Annotated in this window: 19 protein-coding genes and 1 other annotated feature; of the genes, 9 read left to right on the top strand and 10 right to left on the bottom strand. The window is 62.5% G+C overall.

The window, feature by feature from the left end; all coding sequences use genetic code 11:
• Positions 1-42: 42 nt before the first annotated feature.
• Positions 43-531, bottom strand: a complete 489-nt coding sequence (locus I6E42_RS04310) for a GNAT family N-acetyltransferase (RefSeq protein ID WP_412761284.1) — start codon at positions 529-531, stop codon at positions 43-45.
• A 5-nt stretch (positions 532-536) separates the two neighbouring features.
• Positions 537-1,469 (bottom strand): cysteine synthase A, encoded by a 933-nt coding sequence (cysK, locus tag I6E42_RS04315; RefSeq protein WP_235370696.1) that lies wholly within the window; start codon positions 1,467-1,469, stop codon positions 537-539.
• Positions 1,470-1,616: 147 nt separating this feature from the next.
• Here cysK and I6E42_RS04320 point away from each other — a divergent pair, with 147 nt between their 5' ends.
• Entirely contained in the window at positions 1,617-2,468 is an 852-nt protein-coding gene (locus I6E42_RS04320) for a patatin-like phospholipase family protein (RefSeq protein WP_235370697.1), read from the top strand.
• Here the strand turns inward: I6E42_RS04320 and I6E42_RS04325 are convergent.
• Complete coding sequence (locus tag I6E42_RS04325) at positions 2,446-2,712, bottom strand: hypothetical protein (protein ID WP_235370698.1); 267 nt, start codon at positions 2,710-2,712, stop codon at positions 2,446-2,448. The genes I6E42_RS04320 and I6E42_RS04325 overlap by 23 nt on opposite strands.
• Positions 2,713-2,816: 104 nt before the next feature.
• On the opposite strand from I6E42_RS04325, the gene I6E42_RS04330 reads away from it, so the two are divergent.
• Both I6E42_RS04330 and I6E42_RS04335 read left to right on the top strand, forming a co-directional pair.
• Positions 2,817-3,230, top strand: a complete 414-nt coding sequence (locus I6E42_RS04330; RefSeq protein ID WP_235370699.1) for a DUF3842 family protein — start codon at positions 2,817-2,819, stop codon at positions 3,228-3,230.
• A 3-nt stretch (positions 3,231-3,233) separates the two neighbouring features.
• Complete coding sequence (locus tag I6E42_RS04335) at positions 3,234-4,364, top strand: aldo/keto reductase (RefSeq protein WP_235370700.1); 1,131 nt, start codon at positions 3,234-3,236, stop codon at positions 4,362-4,364.
• Between the two features lie 102 nt (positions 4,365-4,466).
• Here I6E42_RS04335 and I6E42_RS04340 read toward each other — a convergent pair whose 3' ends face one another.
• The 4 genes from I6E42_RS04340 to leuA form a co-directional block, all read right to left on the bottom strand.
• A complete protein-coding gene (locus I6E42_RS04340; protein ID WP_235370701.1) occupies positions 4,467-5,507 on the bottom strand; it encodes a uridine kinase family protein in 1,041 nt (346 codons plus the stop codon).
• Positions 5,508-5,510: 3 nt separating this feature from the next.
• Complete coding sequence (locus I6E42_RS04345) at positions 5,511-6,053, bottom strand: ECF transporter S component (protein WP_235370702.1); 543 nt, start codon at positions 6,051-6,053, stop codon at positions 5,511-5,513.
• A gap of 345 nt (positions 6,054-6,398) precedes the next feature.
• Entirely contained in the window at positions 6,399-8,783 is a 2,385-nt protein-coding gene (locus I6E42_RS04350; RefSeq protein WP_235370819.1) for a phosphoketolase family protein, read from the bottom strand.
• A gap of 321 nt (positions 8,784-9,104) precedes the next feature.
• A complete protein-coding gene (gene leuA, locus I6E42_RS04355; protein WP_235370703.1) occupies positions 9,105-10,793 on the bottom strand; it encodes a 2-isopropylmalate synthase in 1,689 nt (562 codons plus the stop codon).
• A gap of 89 nt (positions 10,794-10,882) precedes the next feature.
• Positions 10,883-11,122 (bottom strand) — a binding site (T-box leader).
• A gap of 140 nt (positions 11,123-11,262) precedes the next feature.
• Here leuA and I6E42_RS04360 point away from each other — a divergent pair.
• From I6E42_RS04360 to I6E42_RS04375, 5 genes are all read left to right on the top strand, one after another.
• Complete coding sequence (locus I6E42_RS04360) at positions 11,263-11,811, top strand: hypothetical protein (protein WP_235370704.1); 549 nt, start codon at positions 11,263-11,265, stop codon at positions 11,809-11,811.
• Positions 11,812-11,851: 40 nt separating this feature from the next.
• Positions 11,852-12,037 (top strand): spore coat protein, encoded by a 186-nt coding sequence (locus I6E42_RS04365; RefSeq protein ID WP_235370705.1) that lies wholly within the window; start codon positions 11,852-11,854, stop codon positions 12,035-12,037.
• A 13-nt stretch (positions 12,038-12,050) separates the two neighbouring features.
• On the top strand, positions 12,051-12,308 hold the full coding sequence (locus I6E42_RS04370; RefSeq protein WP_235370706.1) for a spore coat protein: 258 nt from the start codon (positions 12,051-12,053) through the stop codon (positions 12,306-12,308).
• Between the two features lie 394 nt (positions 12,309-12,702).
• The gene (locus I6E42_RS12705) at positions 12,703-12,831 is read left to right on the top strand and encodes a hypothetical protein (RefSeq protein WP_268841878.1); all 129 of its coding nucleotides are present in this window, start codon (positions 12,703-12,705) and stop codon (positions 12,829-12,831) included.
• Between the two features lie 309 nt (positions 12,832-13,140).
• Positions 13,141-15,117, top strand: coding sequence for a pyruvate carboxylase subunit B (locus tag I6E42_RS04375; protein WP_235370707.1), 1,977 nt, complete (start codon positions 13,141-13,143; stop codon positions 15,115-15,117).
• A gap of 151 nt (positions 15,118-15,268) precedes the next feature.
• On the opposite strand, the gene ptsP is transcribed toward I6E42_RS04375, so the two are convergent.
• The 3 genes from ptsP to I6E42_RS04390 are packed head-to-tail and all read right to left on the bottom strand — an operon-like array spanning position 15,269 to position 18,109.
• The gene (gene ptsP / locus I6E42_RS04380) at positions 15,269-16,864 is read right to left on the bottom strand and encodes a phosphoenolpyruvate--protein phosphotransferase (RefSeq protein ID WP_235370708.1); all 1,596 of its coding nucleotides are present in this window, start codon (positions 16,862-16,864) and stop codon (positions 15,269-15,271) included.
• Positions 16,865-16,886: 22 nt separating this feature from the next.
• Complete coding sequence (locus tag I6E42_RS04385) at positions 16,887-17,144, bottom strand: HPr family phosphocarrier protein (RefSeq protein ID WP_235370709.1); 258 nt, start codon at positions 17,142-17,144, stop codon at positions 16,887-16,889.
• Between the two features lie 5 nt (positions 17,145-17,149).
• Complete coding sequence (locus tag I6E42_RS04390) at positions 17,150-18,109, bottom strand: carbohydrate kinase family protein (protein ID WP_235370710.1); 960 nt, start codon at positions 18,107-18,109, stop codon at positions 17,150-17,152.
• Between the two features lie 388 nt (positions 18,110-18,497).
• Between I6E42_RS04390 and I6E42_RS04395 the strand changes: the two genes are divergently transcribed.
• Complete coding sequence (locus I6E42_RS04395; protein ID WP_235370711.1) at positions 18,498-19,367, top strand: sigma-E processing peptidase SpoIIGA; 870 nt, start codon at positions 18,498-18,500, stop codon at positions 19,365-19,367.
• Positions 19,368-19,373 lie beyond the last annotated feature (6 nt).

The following is a 19,373-nucleotide window of genomic DNA, read 5'->3' on the forward strand; positions in this document are numbered from 1 at the left end:
TCCCTATTGTTCTTTCTTTCCTGTGAAATTATGCGGCTCCGGTCAGAAACGCAGGCGCATCTGATACCACACAACGTCCCCGTGGGTGGAACCGGATACGCCCTCGCTGACAAAGCCCAAATTGCCGTAGTAGTGCAGCAGGGCCTCCTTGCAGGTGAGGACCAGTCCCTTGCGGCCCTGGGCCCGTGCGTCTTCGATGGCCCGGCGGAGCAGCAGCTGGGCATAGCCCCGGCGTCGTGCCTCCGGGAGGGTGTTGACCCCGAAGATCATCTGCCAGGCGCCGTCCTCCCGGTGGAGAGAGGCGTCCTGGTACATCTCGTCCCGGAGGTCGGCCTCGTCGGTGACCATGCCGTTGACAAAGCTGACCAGCTTGTCCCCCTCGTAAAGGAGCCAGAAATGGTCAGGATAGGCTGCCAGACGGCCCATAAAGTCCTCGCGGGTGGCCGCCTCGGCTGGCGGGAAGCAGGCAGCCTCCACCCGGGTCACTGCCTCCAAATCGGCTGGAGTGGCTGTACGGATCATCAATGCCATTTTGCTCACCTCCCGAACATGGGGGAGGACAGGTAGCGGTCCCCGGAGTCGGGCAGAAGGACCACGATGGTCTTGCCCCGGTTTTCTTCCAACTGGGCCAGCTGTCCCGCCGCCCACAGGGCCGCCCCGGAGGAGATGCCCACCAGGATGCCCTCAGTCCGGACCACGTCCCGGCCCGCCTGGAAGGCGTCCTCGTCCTTCACCCGGATCACCTGGTCGTAGACAGAGCGGTCCAGTGTGGCGGGAATAAAGTTGGCGCCGATGCCCTGGATCTGGTGGGGACCCGCCTGTCCGCCGGAGAGCAGGGGGGAGGCGTCGGGCTCCACCGCCACCACCCGGACCCGGGGGTTTTGTTCTTTCAGATAGCGTCCGGTGCCCGAGAGGGTGCCGCCGGTGCCCACGGTGGCCACAAAGATGTCCACCGTCCCGTCGGTGTCCCGCCAGATCTCGGGGCCGGTGGTGCGGTAGTGGGCCTCAGGGTTGGCGGGGTTGTCGAACTGGCCGGGGATGAAGCTGCCGGGAATGGAGGCGGCCAGCTCCCGGGACTTTTCCACCGCCCCCTGCATCCCCTGCGCTCCGGGGGTGAGGACCAGCTGGGCGCCGTAGGCCGCCAGCATGGCCCGGCGCTCGGCGCTCATGGTGTCGGGCATGGTGAGAATGACCTTGTATCCCCGGACGGCGGCCACACAGGCCAGACCGATGCCGGTGTTCCCGGAAGTGGGTTCGATGATGGTGGAGCCGGGTTTCAGCAGTCCCCGGGCCTCCGCGTCCTCGATGAGGTGCAATCCCACCCGGTCCTTGGCGGAACCGGCGGGATTGAGATACTCCAGCTTTGCCAGCACAGTCGATGTAAAGTGATGCTCCGCCCCGTAGCGGTCCAGCCGGAGCAGGGGGGTGCTGCCGATCAGTTCTTCCACACTGTTGCAGTAATGGACCATGGTCTATCATCCTTTCCGGAAAATAGTTTGGAAACAGATGGGACTATCATATCCCCCGGAGGTCGTTCTGTCAATTCGATTGCAAAAGCCGCAAAAAAGGGATATAATAAAAATGCTTAAAAATCCTGAACTAACGAGGTTTGCACTATGAAAACAGGACTGGTTCTGGAGGGCGGAGCCCTCCGCGCGATTTTTTCCAGCGGCGTGTGCGACGGTATGCTGGAGGGAAACATTATGCCCGACTACCTGGTGGGGGTCTCGGCGGGTATCGCCTATGGGGTGAGCTACCTCTCACGTCAACCCAGGCGGAACCTGGAAGTGGTCACCACCTATGCGCCGGACCGCCGGTATATGGGGATGAACAACCTGGCGGACAAGAATAACCGGAGCTATTTTGGGTTGAAATTTGCCTATGATACCATCCCCAACGAGCTGATCCCCTTTGATTATGATGCCTTCGCCGCCTATCCCGGCCAGGTGGAGGCGGTGGTCACCAACCTGAACACGGGAGAGGCGGACTATATGGAGGTGGCCCGGAGGGAACGGAACTCCCCGCTGCTTCAGGCCACCTGCGCCATGCCTCTGATGTTTCCCATTTACCACATCAACGGCCAGCCCTACCTGGACGGAGGCGTGGCCGACTCCATCCCCTGGAAGCACGCCATGGAGCAGGGCTGCGACCGGGTGATGGTGGTCATGACCCATCCACGGGACTATGTGCGGAAAGGGGAGAAGCTGATGCCCCTGATCCGCAAGACTTACCGGGAATACCCCAACTTTGTGGCAGCCATGGAGAGCCGGGCCCAGCGGTATAACGAGGACCGGGAGCGGATCTTTGAGCTGGAGCGCCAGGGAAAGCTGCTTGTCATCGCCCCGGAGTCCACCATGGGGGTGTCCCGCACGGAGCGGGACCCGGACAAGCTGCGGCTGCTGTGGGGCCATGGGTACCAGGCGGCGGTGGACCGGCTGGAGGAGATCAGGGCGTTTTTTGGCTGTTGAGGTCTTCTTCTGTATCCGCCTCTTGTCCCGTTTCGGACTCAGGAGGGCACAGGGAGCGGCAGTCCCGGAACAGGTTGGGCTGGAGGGCAAAGAGGGCCAGGGTGTCGCCCACGATGGTGAAAAAGGCGGCCATTTTGCCCACGGTGTCCTCGTCCTGGTCCTGGGCCAGCAGGACAGACAGGGCCACCGCCAGCACCAGCAGCTCCCGGCTGTCGCGGTCAAATAAGGAACACAGGGATACCACCCCCGGGCCATCTTATGCGCGGCTCCGGCGGGTGGTTTTCTCTTTTCAAAGCGCGTCCCATATGGTATGATTGACTCATCTGAAATAAAGCGGGGAATTTTACCATGAAAATCGTCGTTGTAGACGGCCAGGGCGGCCGTTTGGGAAAGCTGCTGGTGGAGGGGGTCAAGGCCCGCCTGCCCCAGGCTCAGGTCTATGCCCTGGGCACCAACAGCATCGCCACCGCCACCATGCTCAAGGCGGGCGCCGACTTTGGCGCCACGGGAGAGAATCCGGTGATCCGGGGCGTCATGGACGCGGACGCGGTGCTGGGTCCGGTGGGCATTGTGGTGGCCCACGCCATCCTGGGGGAAGTGACCCCCGCCATGGCTGAGGCGGTGGGTGGCTGCCGGGCCAGAAAGTTTCTGGTGCCCATGAACAGCTGCGGCGTGGTGGTGGCCGGTGTGAAGGAGCAGCCCTTGCCGGCCTATGTGGCCCAGGCGGTGGAGCAGATGGCGGAAGCCTTGAAGGAGGATTAGAGCGTGGAGTACCGGAAGATGGAGCGGACGGGGGCGAATCCCTCGCTGCTGGGCTACGGATGCATGCGGTTTCCTATGGACCCGGAGACAAAGCACATAGACGAGGCGCGGGCGGCGGCATTGATCCGCCGGGCCATGGAGGGCGGGATCACCTATTACGACACCGCCTGGCCCTACCACGACGGAGAGAGCGAGCCCTTTCTGGGCAGGACTCTGTCCCAGTACCCCAGGGACAGCTACTACCTGGCTACCAAGCTGCCCTGCTGGGAGATCAACAGCCGCCAGCAGGCGGCGGAGCTCTTTGAGCGCCAGTTGGAGCGGCTCCAGACCGGCTATGTGGACTTCTATCTCCTCCACAGCCTCAGCCGGAAGACCTGGCAGCGGATGCTGGAGCTGGACGTCCTCTCTTTGCTGGAGGAGTACCGGAGGCAGGGGAAAATCTGCCGCCTGGGCTTTTCCTTCCACGACTCCTACGAGGCTTTTGAGGAGATCCTGAACTACCGGGAGTGGGATTTTTGTCAGATCCAGCTCAATTACATGGACGTGAACCATCAGGCGGGACTACGGGGTCTGGAGCTTGCCAGAAGCCGCGGAGTCCCTGTGGTGGTCATGGAGCCGGTGAAGGGCGGTTCCCTGGCCCAGCTGCCCCAGGAGGTTACGGAACCTTTGAAGGGGCTGGACCCGGCGGCCTCCGACGCTTCCTGGGCCCTGCGCTGGGTGGCCAGCCAGCCGGGAGTGGCGGTGGTCCTCAGTGGTATGTCCACCCCGGAGCAGCTGGAGGAAAATCTGGACACCTTTTCCCGCTTCCGCCCCCTGGACGAGGGAGAGAAACAAGCGGTGGAGAAGACTGCGGACCGGCTTCGGAGCCGGCTGAAAAATGGCTGTACCGGCTGCCGCTACTGCCTTCCCTGTCCCAAGGGAGTGGACATCCCCAAGAATTTCCAGATCTGGAACAACATGGCCATGTACGGGAACCGGACCCTGACCGGGCGGGCCTGGCGGGACCTGGAACCCGGGGCCAGAGGGGACCAGTGCGTGGGCTGCGGCCGCTGTGAGACGCTGTGCCCCCAGCATATTCCCATTCGCGAGCACCTGTCCCGCCTTGCCGGAGAGGTGGAGGCGTTTCTGGAATAAAACGCCGGAAAACTGACAGGAACAGCCCCAAGCAGGGCTGACACAACCCAATAGAATTAACCAGCCCTGCGTCCGATCCATGGACGCGGGGCTGGTTTTTCATCAGGGATAGGTGAGCTGGCAGCATTCTTTTACCCGGCATACTTGGAAGTAGCGGTCCTCCATGGGGATCCACTGGGTTTGAAAGCGGTTCAGACAGCCGGGGCCGCCCCGCTGAGCCAGCCGGCTGAGCCGGACCTCCCAGGGGGCCTCCACCCAGATGCGCAGGTGGTAGCGGTCCCGCAGGTCGGGACGCAGGGCGTAGCTGCCCTCCACCACGGTCAGGGGGGAGGGCTCCAGCGTGATCTCCGGACCGAAGTCCGCCGCGCGGCACTGCCAAGGGCGGTACCGGACCGTTTCACCCCGGCACAGGGGAGAGAGGACCTCCCGGTCAAACCGCTCGTAGTCCACGTTGCCCCCGGGCTGGGCCAGCCGCTCCGCGGTCCGCTGGTCGGGGCGAAGGAAAAAGTCGTCCATATGGACCAGGGGGCAGCGGTAGACCTTTGCCAAAGACGCACCCAGGGTGGATTTGCCCGAGGCACAGGGACCGTCGATGGCCACCCGAAACCGGGGTTCCGCCGCCATGCCGCGGTCAATAGCGGACAGTATGGGGAGCAGATTTACATAAGATTCGGATACCACGCGGTAGGCGGGCCGGTAGGCACGGCGGTAACGTTCGCTGTGCCCCAACGCTAGACAGCCGTCGGAGCGGTATTGGGTCAAAAAAGCCGCGGCTGTTTCCCGGGGAAAGGGCAGCTCATATACCAAGTCGAGATCCCGTTCCAGGGCGGAGCGGTCTGACATCGCTTCCCGGGCCGTCAAAACAAAGAGGCGGCATACTGTTTTGGGGGATAGGTGTTTTGCTTTACAAGCACTGAGGTTCAACCTATGCAGACCGTTGCCGAGGGCTTCAGCCAGAGGGAAGGTGGAGTCGGCCTCTACCTGCTCCCACTCCGCCTCCAGCCGGCTCAGAGCGGCTTCCTCATTGTCGATCAGGTGCCCCGGCCCCATATGGTGCTGGTAGAGAAATTTTACAGCGTCCCGGACCTCCATGTCCGGGTGGTTGTCATAATGCTTCTTCAGAAGCTCCGTCAGTTTCTCCATGGGTCACACCGCCTGGGGGACCAGTTTGGCCTTCTGGAGGGCCAGGACCAGGGCGGGGATGACTGCCAGCTGGAGGATAATGCCGGGAATGGCGGTGGTGAAGGCGCCGGCAATGAAGGCGGCGAAGGAGAAGGTGTTGTTGCCGGCCAGGGTCATCAGCGCCCGGACCACGCCCCAGACCACCCGGCCGCACACCATGGCGCTGATGAGGGAGGCATAGATGCCGCCCAGATTTTTCGGCAGCCGCTGATAGAGAAAACCGGTCACGAAGCCGTAAGCGGCCAACTCAAAGGCCATGGAGACGGCGGTGGGGAACATGGGGGGCATCCCCAGAACGGCGGAGCGCATCAGCGGAGCGATGAAGCCCACCGCGGCCCCCCACGGGCCTCCGCACAGAAAGCCGCACAGCAGGATGGGCAGGTGCATGGGCAGCAGCATGGAACCGAACTGGGGAATGTTTCCGGTGAAGTTGGGCAGGATGTAGGCCAGCGCCAGCATCAGGGCAGCCATCACCATATTTTTCAGGCTTTGATTGGATCTTGTCATAAACTCTACTCCTTGCTTACAAAAAATACCGCGCAGGCAGGCTCCGCCCTTCTGGGCGAGACATACCTTCGCGGTATCTTGTTTCGTGATAAGGGGAATCTGCTGTGGTGAGATGTCGGCTTCATGCCGGCGATTGTCATCATTATAGCATGGAGCATGGAGGCGGTCAAGGGCTTTTGACCGTCCCGGCGGGACAGGCGAGTTTCATTTCATTGACCATAAGAAGTCGAACCCAAGGTAGGGCAAGGGCTCTGACCTAGCCTCTGCTGCATGCATAGGGTTCAGGTCCCACGGGCCGGAAACGAAAATTCTGCTGGTATCAGATGTGCAGCGGAAAGCGGGCGTTTAGTAGATCCCCTTGCCGTCGTTCCATTTCCATTCCCGGACTTCGGGCAGGTCCTGACCGTGGGTGGTGATATACTGCCGGTGTTCCACCAGCTTGTCCTTCATCTCCTGGATCAGGTAGGAGGCGCTGTTGCCCAGCTGGGGCAGCCGCTTCACCGTGTCCATGACCAGGTGGAAGCGGTCGATGTCGTTGCGTACCCGCATGTCGAAGGGGGTGGTGATGGTGCCCTCCTCCTTATAGCCCCGGACATGGAGCTTTTTGTTGTGGCGGCGGTAGGTCAGCTCGTGGACCAGGGTGGGGTAACCGTGGAAGGCGAAAATGATGGGGGCGTCGGTGGTGAACAGGGCGTCGTAGTCCTCGTCGGTGAGGCCGTGAGGGTGTTCGGTGTGGGGCTGGAGCTTCATCAGGTCCACCACGTTGATCACGCGGATCTTCAAATCGGGCAGATAGTGGTGCAGGATGGTGACGGCGGCCAGGGTTTCCAGAGTGGGGGTATCGCCGCAGCAGGCCAGCACCGCGTCGGGTTCGTAGCCCTGGTCGTTGGAGGCCCACTGCCAGATCCCGATGCCGTGGGTGCAGTGTTTGATGGCCTGGTCCATGCTGAGCCACTGGGGCCGGGGGAGCTTGGAGGCCACGATCACGTTGATGTAGTTGCGGCTCTTGATGCAGTGGTCAAAACAGCTGACCAGGCAGTTGGCGTCGGGGGGCAGGTAGAGGCGTACCACGTCCGCCTTCTTGTTGGCCACATGGTCCAGGAAGCCGGGGTCCTGGTGGGTGAAGCCGTTGTTGTCCTGCTGCCACACATTGGAGGCCAGCACGTAGTTCAGGGAGGCGATGGAGGGCCGCCAGGGGAGCTGGCTGCACACCTTCAGCCACTTGGCGTGCTGGGACACCATGGAGTCCACGGTGCGGATAAAGGCCTCGTAGCTGTTGAGAAAGCCGTGGCGGCCGGTGAGGAGGTAGCCCTCCAGCCAACCCTGGCACAGGTGTTCAGACAGGGCGGCATCCATGACGCGGCCATCGTGGGAGAGGCTGGAATCGGAGCGGGGGTCGATGCCGTCGGACCAGCGGCGGCCCGTCACCTCGAAAACCTGGGACAGGCGGTTGGAGGCGGCCTCATCCGGCGCGAAGATGCGGAAGTTCCGGCCCTTGAGATTGCGCTCCATCAGGTCCCGGACGTAATGGCCCAGGACCGCCATGTCCTCGGCCTCCACCGCGCCGGGCTGTGGGACCTCCAGGGCATACTCCTGAAAGTCGGGGGTGCGCAGGTCACGGAGGAGCTGGCCGCCGTTGGCGTGGGGGTTGGCGCCCATGCGCTGGCTACCCTTGGGCGCAATCTCCTGGAGCAGGGGCACGGGAGCGCCGTGCTCGTCAAAGAGCTCCTCGGGTTTGTAGCTGCGCAGCCACCGCTCCAGCTCCTGGACCCGGCCGGGCTTGCCGTCCCGGACGGGGATGGGGGCGGTGTGGGACCGCCAGCTTCCCTCCACCTGCTGGCCGTCCACCTCCTTGGGACCGGTCCAGCCCTTGGGAGTGCGCAGGACGATCATGGGCCAGCGGGGCCGGGCGGAGTCCCCGGTGGTGCGGGCGTACTCCTGAATACGCTGGATCTCCCGGACCGCCCAGTCCAGGGCGGCAGCCATTTTCTGGTGCATGGTCTTGGGCTCGCTGCCCTCCACGAACCGGGGTTCCCAGCCGCAGCCTTTGAAAAACATCTCCAGCTCCTCATGGGAGATCCGGGAGAAGATGGTGGGATTGGATACCTTGAAGCCGTTCAGATTAAGAATGGGCAGGACTGCTCCGTCGGTGATAGGATTGAGGAACTTGTTGGAGTGCCAGGCAGCGGCCAAGGGGGCGGTCTCCGCCTCTCCGTCTCCCACTACGCAGGCGGCGATGAGGCCGGGGTTGTCCATCACCGCGCCGAAGGCGTGGGCCAGGGAGTAGCCCAGTTCCCCGCCCTCGTTGATGGAACCGGGGGTGGCCGGTCCTGTGTGGCAGGGGATGCCTCCGGGGAAGGAGAACTGGCGGAACAGCCGTTTCATGCCGGCGGTGTCCTGGCTGATGTTGGGGTATACCTCGCTGTAGGAGCCGTCCAGATAGTCCTGGGCCACAATGGCGTTGCCGCCGTGGCCGGGGCCGCAGATGTAGATCATGTCCAGGTCATATTTGACAATGGCCCGGTTCAGGTGGGTGTAGATAAAGTTCTGGCCCGGGCAGGTGCCCCAGTGGCCCACGATATTCTGCTTGATGTGGGAGAGCTGGAGGGGCTCCCGGAGCAGAGGATTGTCCAGCAGGTAGAGCTGGCAGGCGGACAGGTAGTTGGCAGCCCGCCACCATGCGTCTATGGCGTGGAGCTGCTCACGGGTGAGGGGGTCCTTTTTGGACATGCGGGCCGGGGCCTTGGCGGATGCCTTGGCGGCGGCGTCAGCGGTCTTTGGCATGGGGCTGCCTCCTTGATCTCAGAAATGACCGGCATAAGCCGGAGAACGACAAATATATCAAGGTAAGTATACCTTAAACAAAATAAAAGTCAAATAAAAAAGGCGTATTAAAGAAAATGACGACAGGAGAAGAAAATAAAGCGGAGAATAACTGAAATTTTTGAAGGCTAAGAAAAAACTAACGGCGACTTGAAGACGGGAAAGAGGCATAAAAAATCTCCGGTCCCGTAAAGGGGGACCGGAGATCGAGAGGGAAAGAGAACCGGGTCACCGGTCGTTCTTGGCGCGGTTGATGGCGGAGAGAATGGCGCGGAGGGGGGCCAGGTTAATGTTGTGGGACAGGCCCACGCCCCAGTATTTCTTGCCGCTGCGCTGGTCCTGGAGCAGGATGTAAGCCACGCCCTGGGAGTCGGAACCGTCGGTGATGGCGTGGGAGGAATAGTCCAGGAAGGTGAAGCGGGCCATTTTCTCGTCCTTGATGGCGTTGAAGAAGGCGTCGATGGGGCCGTTACCCTCGCCGGAGACCTTGAAGATGGTGTCGGTGTGCTGGAGGGTGCCCCAGAAGGTGACATGGGAGTGGCCCTCGGCGTCCACGCTCTCCTGGAAGGCGTGCTTGAGCAGCTTGTAGGGCTCCTTGGCCTCGATGTACTCCTGATGGAACAGCTCGTTGATGCGCTCGGGGGAGATCTCCTTGCCCACCCGGTCAGTCTCGGCCTGGACGATGGCGCCAAATTCGGGGTGCATGGTCTTGGGCAGGTCAAAGCCGAAGTTGTGCTCCATGATATAGGCGGCGCCGCCCTTGCCGGACTGGGAATTGATGCGGATGATGGGCTCGTACTCCCGGCCCACGTCAGCGGGGTCGATGGGGAGGTAGGGGATCTCCCAGTAGTCAGAATTGGACTCCTTCATGTACTGGGTGCCCTTGTTGATGGCGTCCTGGTGGCTGCCGGAGAAGGCGGTAAAGACCAGCTTGCCGGCGTAGGGCTGGCGGTCGCCTACGGGCATCTTGGTGCACCGCTCAAACATCTCCTTGATCTTATTGATGTTGGAGAAGTCCAGCTTGGGGTCCACGCCCTGGGTGAACATATTCATAGCCAGGGTGACGATGTCCACGTTGCCGGTGCGCTCGCCGTTGCCGAAGAGGGTGGCCTCCACCCGGTCGGCTCCGGCCAGCAGGCCCATCTCAGCGGTGGCCACGCCGCAGCCCCGGTCGTTGTGGGGGTGGAGGGAGATGATAGCGCTGTTCCGGTCGGGGATCTTCTTGCAGAAGTATTCCAGCATGTCAGCGAACTGGTTGGGCATGCAGTTCTCCACCGTGGTGGGCAGGTTCAGGATGACCTTGTTGTCGGGGGTGGCGTGGAGGTGGTCCAGCACTGCCTGGCAGATCTCCACGGCATAGTCCATCTCGGTGCCCATAAAGGACTCGGGGGAGTACTCAAAGCGGAGATTCATGCCCTCTTCGATGAGGGGGCGGGACATCTCGTAAATGAGGTCGGCGGCGTCGGTGGCGATCTTGGTGATGCCGTCGGTGTCCATGTGGAACACCACCTTGCGCTGGAGGGTGGAGGTGGAGTTGTAGAAGTGGAGAATCACGTTTTTAGCGCCCTTGATGGCCTCAAAGGTCTTTTTGATCAGATGCTCCCGGGCCTGGACCAGCACCTGGATGGTCACGTCGTCGGGGATGTGGCCCCCCTCAATCAGTTCCCGGCAGATCTCATACTCGGTCTCGCTGGCGGAGGGGAAACCGATCTCGATCTCCTTGATGCCGATGTCCACCAGGGTGTGGAAATACTCCAGCTTCTCCTGGAGGTTCATGGGGTCCACCAGTGCCTGGTTGCCGTCCCGCAGGTCGACGGAGCACCAGATGGGGGCCTTGGCGATGACCTTGTCGGGCCAGGTGCGGCCCACGATCTTCTGGGGCTGGAAGGGAATGTACTTTTTGTAACCTGGATTCATGATAATGTCCTCCTTACGTGGTTCCCGCCTGGTTGGAGCGGGACGGTTGGGAGCCGGGGAGCATAGAAAAACGCCCCTGACTCGGTAAAGTCAGGGGCGTGAATGTCACGCGGTACCACCCTGGTTCAGCCGCCGGTCACCCGAACGGCCCTCAAAGCCTCCAACAAGGCCGCGGCCGGTAACGGGGCCAGACGTCCTGTTCTACTGAAACCTTCAAACAGGCTGCTCGGGGACCAGTCATACACAGCGGCGCCACACACCGGTTCGCACCAACCACCGGCTCTCTGAGAGGGACATTCCGCCGTCTTTATTCCCGTCATCGCATTTGCTTGTTGTAGATTTTAGCTGAAAGGGAAGGGTTTGTCAAGGGAAAATTTTCTTCTGCGGCCAATGGAAACGGGTGGCCGGGGAAGCGGTGTGGAATTCCCAATCCCGCGGCATAGAATAAGGGGAGAAGGGGTGGGGAGCGATGGAGCAGAAACTGGAGATGAGGGGCGGCGGGACCCTGACCCTGCGCCGGGACGGGCCGCGGGTACTGCTGGAGGCTGTGCGCCCCAGGGACGACCGGGGGCTGTATAAGGTGTGGCTGCTGGGACAGCGGGGCGGCCGCCTGCTGCTGGGGACCATGGCGCCCGAGGGAAATGTGCTCCGGCTCTGGCGGACCATCTCCCAGGGAGAGCTGGAGCGGGCGGGCTGCTGGCCGGCGTCGGGGGCGGAGGCCGTCATGGCCTTCTCCTTCTCCGGCGGGGAGCGGTGGTACCGGGAGGCCCATCCCGAGCGGATGATCCGGGATCCGCTGCTCCGTAGTATGATCCGTGGCCCTATGTTGTGCCGGAAGGAGGGGGACGGCTTCCGCCTGGCGGCCCCATTCCGGACGGACGGTCCGGTGGCGCTGGAGCCCCTGTTTTGCCTGGCGCGGCCGGAGCGGCTGGAGGGGAAGGTCCACCTGGTCTGGACCTTTGACCGGGAGGGAAGGCCAAAAGTCCCGCATAAAACCGGAGCCGCTGGGCAAGACTGACCTTTAGTACGGGCCCGACCCGCCAAAAGGAGGAACGTCTATGTCCAATCTGACCACCAAGGAACTGGATGGCCTGTCCGACCAGCTGGACTTTGAGAAGGTGCTCCACTGCAAGTACTTGTCCGCCGTCCAGGAGTGCCAGGACCAGGAGCTGAAAAGCAAATTCCAGAGCTGCGCCGACCAACACATGCAGAACTACAAGACCCTGCTGAACTATCTGCGCTGAGGAGGGAGTACCAATGAACGACCAGGAGAGATTGACCGATTTTCTTTGCAGCGAGAAGAAGATGTCCGCCAATTATGACAGCTATGCCTCCGAATGCGTCAGCACGAGTTTGCGGGACGACTTTCTGAAGCTCTTCAACCAGAGCCACATGACCCAGACCGACCTGTTCAAGCTGGCCCAGGCCAAGGGGTGGTATCAGGTGGAACAGGCGCCCCAAAACAAGGTGAGCCAGGCCTATACCAAGTTCTCCAACCAGCAGCCCACCAACTGAGCGGACACGCCGGGACCGGAGAGGTGCGGTTGGCTGCATCTCTCCGGTTTTGCACTAAACAGGGAAAATTCTTGCATAAAAAAGAAAAATTTACTTGACAGAAAGTGAAGAAAGGTTTACAATAATTGAAAGGACCGAAGCTGAGAGGCAGGTTCTGAAAAACTAATCATTATTAAAGGATTAGAGAGGAAAGAGGCGGCACAGGATGCGGAGCTTTCGTTATGTAACCCAGGGCGGCTGGCCGGGCTGCAAGCGGTGGGAGCAAAGTGTGCGCGAACGCGGGGCCTGAATGAGGGCCGGCGAATTCTGAACACGGTCTTTTTCCTCCATCGTTTGCGGCGCAGACGATGGTATTTTTATACCCATTTCGATGGGCGGAAAGGAGTTGAACAGCATGACGATGATGAAGCGCGAGGTCAATAATATTTGGTCCCGGGTCCGGTCCGACGTGGACGTGGACGATCTGATCTTCAACTATGAAGACACCCACCCCCGCGAGGAGGAGCCGTGCAGCGAGCGGTAATGAAAAGACCGCAGCCGGCCGGTGAAAGGGACGATTGAACGCCGCAGCAGGATTTCGTTGATTCTGCTGCGGCGGTTTTTGTCATTTGGGGATGGCAGACGGAAAGCCGCGGAAGATAGGGCAAGAAAAGACAAGATAGGGCAGAAAAAAGCATCGATTCTTCCGAGGGAGGTACTTGCTTTATGAGGAAAGATATACTAAAATGATAACAAGTGACTTCGCGGCTATTCTGACGATGCCGCTGCCCTGTGGGCAATTCCTTATGCGTGAAAAATGCTCCCGTGTGGAGCAATACGGAGGTCGATTGACATGAGAAAAGTACAGTTTACGGAGACCGTGCTGCGTGACGCCAACCAGTCGCTGATCGCTACCCGGCTGCCGTACAGCAAGTTCGAGCCCATTCTGGAGACCATGGACAAGGCCGGCTTCTACTCCGCCGAGGTCTGGGGCGGCGCCACCTTCGACGTCTGCCTGCGCTACCTGCAGGAGGACCCCTGGGACCGTCTGCGCAAGATCCGCGCCAAGATGCCCAACACCAAGCTGCAGATGCTGCTGCGCGGCCAGAATATCCTGGGCTATAAGCACTACCCCGACGACGTGGTCCGCAAGTTCGTGGAGTACTCTGTAAAGAACGGCATCGACATCATCCGTATTTTCGACGCCCTGAACGACGTGCGCAACCTGGAAGTGGCCATCGACGAGACCAACAAGCAGGGCGCCCACGCTTCCGGCACCATCTGCTTCACCACCAGCCCTGTTCACACTCTGGAGAAGAACGTCCAGATGGTCAAGGACCTGAAGAGCATGGGCGTGCAGTCCATCTGCATCAAGGATATGGCCGGTATCATGGGCCCCAAGGAGGCCTATGACCTGTCCGCCGCCATCAAGGACGCGGTGCCTGAGCTGCCCCTGGTCATCCACACCCACTGCACCACCGGCCTGGCTTTCATGACCTGCCTGAAGGCGGTAGAGGCCGGCGCCGACGTGCTGGACACCGCCATCTCCCCCATGTCCGGCGGCACCGCCCAGCCCGCCACCGAGACGCTGGCCTATGCCCTGCGCCACCTGGGCTATGAGGTGGACCTGGACGACAAGGTGCTTATCAAGATGGCCGATTTCTTCAAGGGCGTCCGCGCCGACTTCCTGAAGGACGGCACCCTGGATCCCATCTCCATGGCCACCGACACCCAGTGCCTGAACTACCAGATCCCCGGCGGCATGCTGTCCAACCTGATCTCCCAGCTGAAGATGATGAACGCCATCGACAAGCTGGACGAGGCCCTGGCCGAGACCCCCAAGGTCCGCGCCGACCTGGGCTATCCTCCCCTGGTCACCCCCACCAGTCAGATGGTGGGCTCCCAGGCCGTGCAGAACGTGCTGGCCGGTGAGCGCTACAAGGTGGTGGGCAAGGAGATCAAGGCCTACTGCCGCGGTGAATACGGCCGTACTCCCGCCCCCATCGATCCCGACATCCAGAAGAAGATCCTGGGCGACACCCCCCTGGTGGAGGGCCGCTTTGCCGATTCTCTGGAGCCCGAGTTTGAGAAGACCAAGAAGGAACTGGCCGGCGTGGCCAAGAGCGACGAGGACGTCCTGTCCTACATCGCCTTCCCCCAGGTGGCCATGGCCTTCTTCAAGGACCGCGAGGCCGGCTTCCCCAAGAAGGAGGCTCCCAAGGCCGCTGCTCCCGCCCCCAAGAAGGCGGAGCCCGCACCTCTGCCCACCTGGCAGGGCCATGTCTACTACGCCAACGTGCCCGCTCCCGTGATCAGCGGCTATACCGCCCGTCCCATCGAGCCCTTCGCCGCCACCTATCAGCCGCCTCACCTGGTGATGGGCAACCGTGAGGACTGCACCGGCACCTTCACCGTCACCATCGACGGCAAGCCCTACCAGGTGTCCGTGGAGAAGGCCGACGGCCCCGCCGCCCCCGTGGCTGCTGCTCCCGTGGCCGCCGCTCCTGTGGCTGCCGCGCCCGTAGCCGCCCCTGTGGCCGCTCCTGCGCCTGCCGCTGCCCCCGCCCCTGCGGCTGCTCCTGCTCACGCCGCCGCTCCCGCTGCGGTGTCCGCCGGTGAGACCGCGGTGAACAGCCCCATGCCCGGCAACGTGTTCAAGGTGGAGTGCAAGGTTGGCCAGCAGGTCAACGCCGGCGATGTGCTGGTGGTCCTGGAGGCCATGAAGATGGAAATCGAGGTCTCCGCTCCCGTGGCCGGCACCGTCAAGTCCGTCTCTGCCACCGTGGGCAGCACCGTCAACACCGACGATCTGCTGGTGGTCCTGGGCTGAACCGGCTCTAAAACACAATGATGTAAAAACCGAAGGACGGCATTTGCCGTCCTTCGGTTTTTGTGTCCTAACAGATGAAATGAGGCGACTGATGGAAATCAGCCGCCTCATTTTTATGTAGCGGTTATGAGCGGAATGTGCCCCGGGACAGTCAGCGCAGGTCCAATTCCCGGATATGCCGCCGCAGTCCGGGGAGGGCAGAGGGCGAGGCGGACAGCTCGTCTACGCCCAGACGCAGCAGTTGTTCGGTCATCTCCAAATCGGCCCCCAATTCGCCGCAGAGGGCGACCCGGCATCCGTGGCGGTGGGCGGCCTCCACGGCCATCCCGATCAGAGTCAGGACCGCCGGATGGTGGGGATCATAGGCGGCAGCTTCCTGGCGGTCGGCGGCCAGAGCGTATTGGGTCAGGTCGTTGGTGCCGATGGAGAAGAAGGATACCTCCCGGGCCAGCTCGCCGGCAATCAAGGCGGCGGCCGGGGTCTCGATCATAATGCCCACTTCCACAGGCCCCATGGGGACTCCTTCAGCCTCCAACTCCCGGCGGCATTCTTCCAGCAGGGCTTTGCCCCGAATGACCTCGTCCAGAGCGGAAACCATGGGAAACATGAGGGAGACGGGGCCGAAGGCGGCGGCGCGGAGAATGGCCCGCAGCTGGGGGCGAAACAGGCCGGGACGGGTCAGGGACAGGCGGATGCCCCGGCGGCCCAGGGCGGGATTCTCCTCCCGGGGCAGGTCCAGATAGGGGAGGGGCTTGTCCGCCCCCGCGTCCAGGGTCCGAATAACCACCCGGCGTCCCTCCATGGCCTGAACCACCTGGCGGTAGAGAAGAAACTGCTCCTCCTCGGTGGGGCAGCAATCCCGGTCCAGAAAGAGGAATTCGCTGCGGAACAGGCCGATCCCTTCCGCCCCCCGGGCCAGCGCCCGGCCGGCCTCCTCCGGGTGGCCGATATTGGCGAGCAGAGCGACTTTGCGGCCGTCTGAAGTGACAGCGGGAAACTGGCTGGGCTGCCGCGCTTCCTGGGTGTTGTCTTCGAAGGTTTGGACCTGAGAGAGAAGAGCGGCGTCCGGGTCCAGCCGGAGCTGGCCGGCAGTCCCGTCCAAAACTGCCTGACGCCCCTGCCAGTGCTTCTCCAGGGCGGAGACCTGCACTGTGGGCAGTTCCATGGCCCGGGCGAGAATGGCGGTGTGGCTGGAGGGGGCGCAGTGGGTGAGGACCAGCCCCAGGAGCCGTTCCCGGCCCCAGCCCAGAAGCTGAGCGGGGGAGAGGGATTCCGCCGCCAGTAGAACGGGAACGGCGGGCAGCGGGGCGTCGCGGCGTCCGGTGATCCGGTCGGACACATGCTGGGCCAGTCCGGTGATGTCGGCAGCCCGGGCCTGGAGGTAGGGGTCATCCATGGCGGAAAAGGCGTCGGCGAAGCGCTGGCCGGCTTCCATGACCCCCTCCTGGGCGGTTGCGCCGTTGCGGATCAGTTCCTCAGACGTCTCCAAAAAATCCGGGTCCTCCAGTAGCATGGCGTGGATGTGGAGCAGGTCGGTCCCGGTTTGGCCTGCTTGTGTTTGCGCGGCCGATTCCATGCCTGCCAGCTCCTCCGCAGCCTGGCGGCAGGCCAGGTGAAAACGGTCCAGTTCCCGCTGGGGCGTTGTTGGACAGGAACCGGAGTCGGGACGCGGTGTATCTTGCCGCAGAATGTGGATGGGGCCGGCGGCAACACCGGGTGCAATGGGACGGCCGGTGATAAGCTCCATGGTGACACCTCCCGGAATATGGTCACAAATTCGCCCGGAAAAAATTCTCCAGAAGAACGGCGTCCTGTTCCTCCTCCGGTCCCTCCAGCGTGACGGTGATCTGATCCCCCTGGGCCACACCCAGGAGCATCAGGGCCATCATCCGGTTTGCGGCGGCGGTTTGATCGCCCTTCCGAATGGTGACGGAGCTGGACAGCCGGCGGACCGTCTCCACCAGAAGTGCGGCCGGGCGTGCGTGTATTCCTACGGAATTGGTGATGGTATAGGAAAATTCTTTCATAGAATTCAACTCCCTTGTCCGGAACGGCCGAAGCCCTCCAGCTCCGCCAGGGTAGGCATGGCGGGGATGGCGCCGCTGCGGGAGCAGGTGAGGGCCGCGGCCCGGTTGGCGAAGGAGAGGATCTCCTCCAGCTCTGGGGAAGAAAGGGCCTCAAAGGGTCCGGCGGGCCGCCGGGCCAGCTTGCTGAGGACGGCCCCCAGGAAGGTGTCGCCCGCTCCGTTGGTGTCGGCCACCTGGACGGAGACGCCGGGGACCAGTCCGGTAGCCCCCTCCCAACGGTAAAAAACTCCACGGGGGCCCAGGGTGACCAGAACCATCCGGACCCCCTTGCGGGACAGGGCCAGCGCGCCCTGCTCCAGATCCTCCGTGCCGGTGAGCAGCTGCAATTCCTCATCGGACACTTTCAGTAGGTCCACCATGGGCAGGGGAATGGTCATCCACTGGATGGCCGACTCCCGGGAGGGCCAGAGGGCGGAGCGGTAGTTGGGGTCAAAGCTGATGAGGGAGCCGTTGGCCTTGGCCTGCCGGGCGGCAAAAATGGTGGCGGACCGGGATAAACCGGCGGTGAGGCTCACCGAACCGAAGTGGAGGAAGGTGGCGTTCCGGGGCAGGTGTTCCTCCACCTCGCGGGTGGTCAGTGTCTGGTCCGCGCCCCGAAGGAAGCGGAAGGACCGCTCTCCCTGGGGAGAAATGGTCACTGTGGCCAGTGTGGTGGGCAGGTCACCGCGGCAGACGCCGGAGGTGTCCACGCCGTTGTTTTGAAGGGTGCGGACCAGAGTGTCGCCAAAGCCGTCCTGTCCCACCTTGCCCAGAAAGGAACAGGAGGCCCCGAGGCGGGCGGCGGCAACTGCTACATTGGCGGGCGCGCCGCCGGGATAGGCGGCAAACATGCCGTTCCCCTGTGGATCGGTCCCGATCTGGGTCAGATCAATCAAAATTTCGCCGATGCTGGTAATGTCGTGCATGGGAGGGGCCCTCCTTTCGTTGAAGTTCCGATGCCGTTCAACCGGCCCGTATGGCCGGATTGTTTCGTTTGATTCATAATACCATATTCAGAGACGGGGAACAAGGGCAATCCGAAAACACCGCCAAAAAATCCTGCTTTTCCCGTGAAATCCCCACAAAGCGCCGGGGATCATCCGAAATTTGTAGGGGAAGAACCGCCTGCGTGCACCGGGCCGGCGTTTTCGGAGGGAACGGGGCGGAACATGGCGTCTCGGGACAAAGAGAGTTCCGCCGCCGAATTTGACTCCTTTCTCCCGGCCAAGCCCCTATAATAACCTCTGTTGAATCAAACGAAAAGCGGTTGCTCCGTGCGGTCGCGCCAACAGAGGACCGGGAGGGGGAGTGGCGGTGGTCATCTATGTGGATACCCTGTTTCTGCTCAACGCCCTGGTGGACTACCTGCTGCTGCTGGGTGCGGCCCGGCTGGCGGGGGAACCCCTGCGGCGGCTCCAGTTTGGAGCCGGAGCGGCGCTGGGCGGGCTGTATGCCGTGGCTCTGTTCCTGCCCGGCATGGGCTTTCTGAACCATCCCCTGTGCAGAGTGGCCGCGGGAGTGCTGATGGTGATGGCCGCCTATGGAGGCAGCAGAAGGCTTCTGCGGCAGGGACTGATTTTTCTGGCGCTGACCTGCGCCTTCGGGGGCGGAGTGGTGGCCATCGGTCTGCTGGGAGGCCAGGGATTGGCGTTGGGGCCACAGGGGGTTTTTTACTCCAAACTGGATCTGAACATGGTTTTGCTGTCAGCGGCCTTCTGTTATGGGATTCTGACAGTGGCCTTTCAGCGGCTGGGGAAGCATACGGCCCTGAACGGAGAGCTGGTGGAGGCGAAGCTGACCTTGGGAAAGCGGACGGTGAAGCTGACCGCCCTGGTGGATACGGGAAACACCCTGACCGATCCGGTTTCCGGGCGCCCTGTCATGGTGGCGGAAGGGGAAAGCCTGGGCCCCCTGTTCCCGGGGGACCGGTGCCCCGGCCCGGAGGACCTGCGGGAACCGGCGGGGGCGCTGGACCGGCTGAGCAGGGGAGAATGGAGAGGCCGGTTTCGGCTGCTGCCCTACCGGGCGGTGGGGGTGGACCGGGGGCTGCTGCTGGCCCTGCGGGTGGATCGGTTGGAACTGAATGGTGTGGACCAGGGCGGGATCCTGGTGGCGCTGTCTCCCACGCCAGTGTCAGACGGGGGAGGGTACCGGGCGCTGGTGGGAGCCGTCCGGGGAGGATAGTGCGGA

The organism is Pseudoflavonifractor phocaeensis (assembly GCF_021531815.1).
In the GTDB taxonomy this organism is placed as follows: domain Bacteria; phylum Bacillota; class Clostridia; order Oscillospirales; family Oscillospiraceae; genus Lawsonibacter; species Lawsonibacter phocaeensis_A.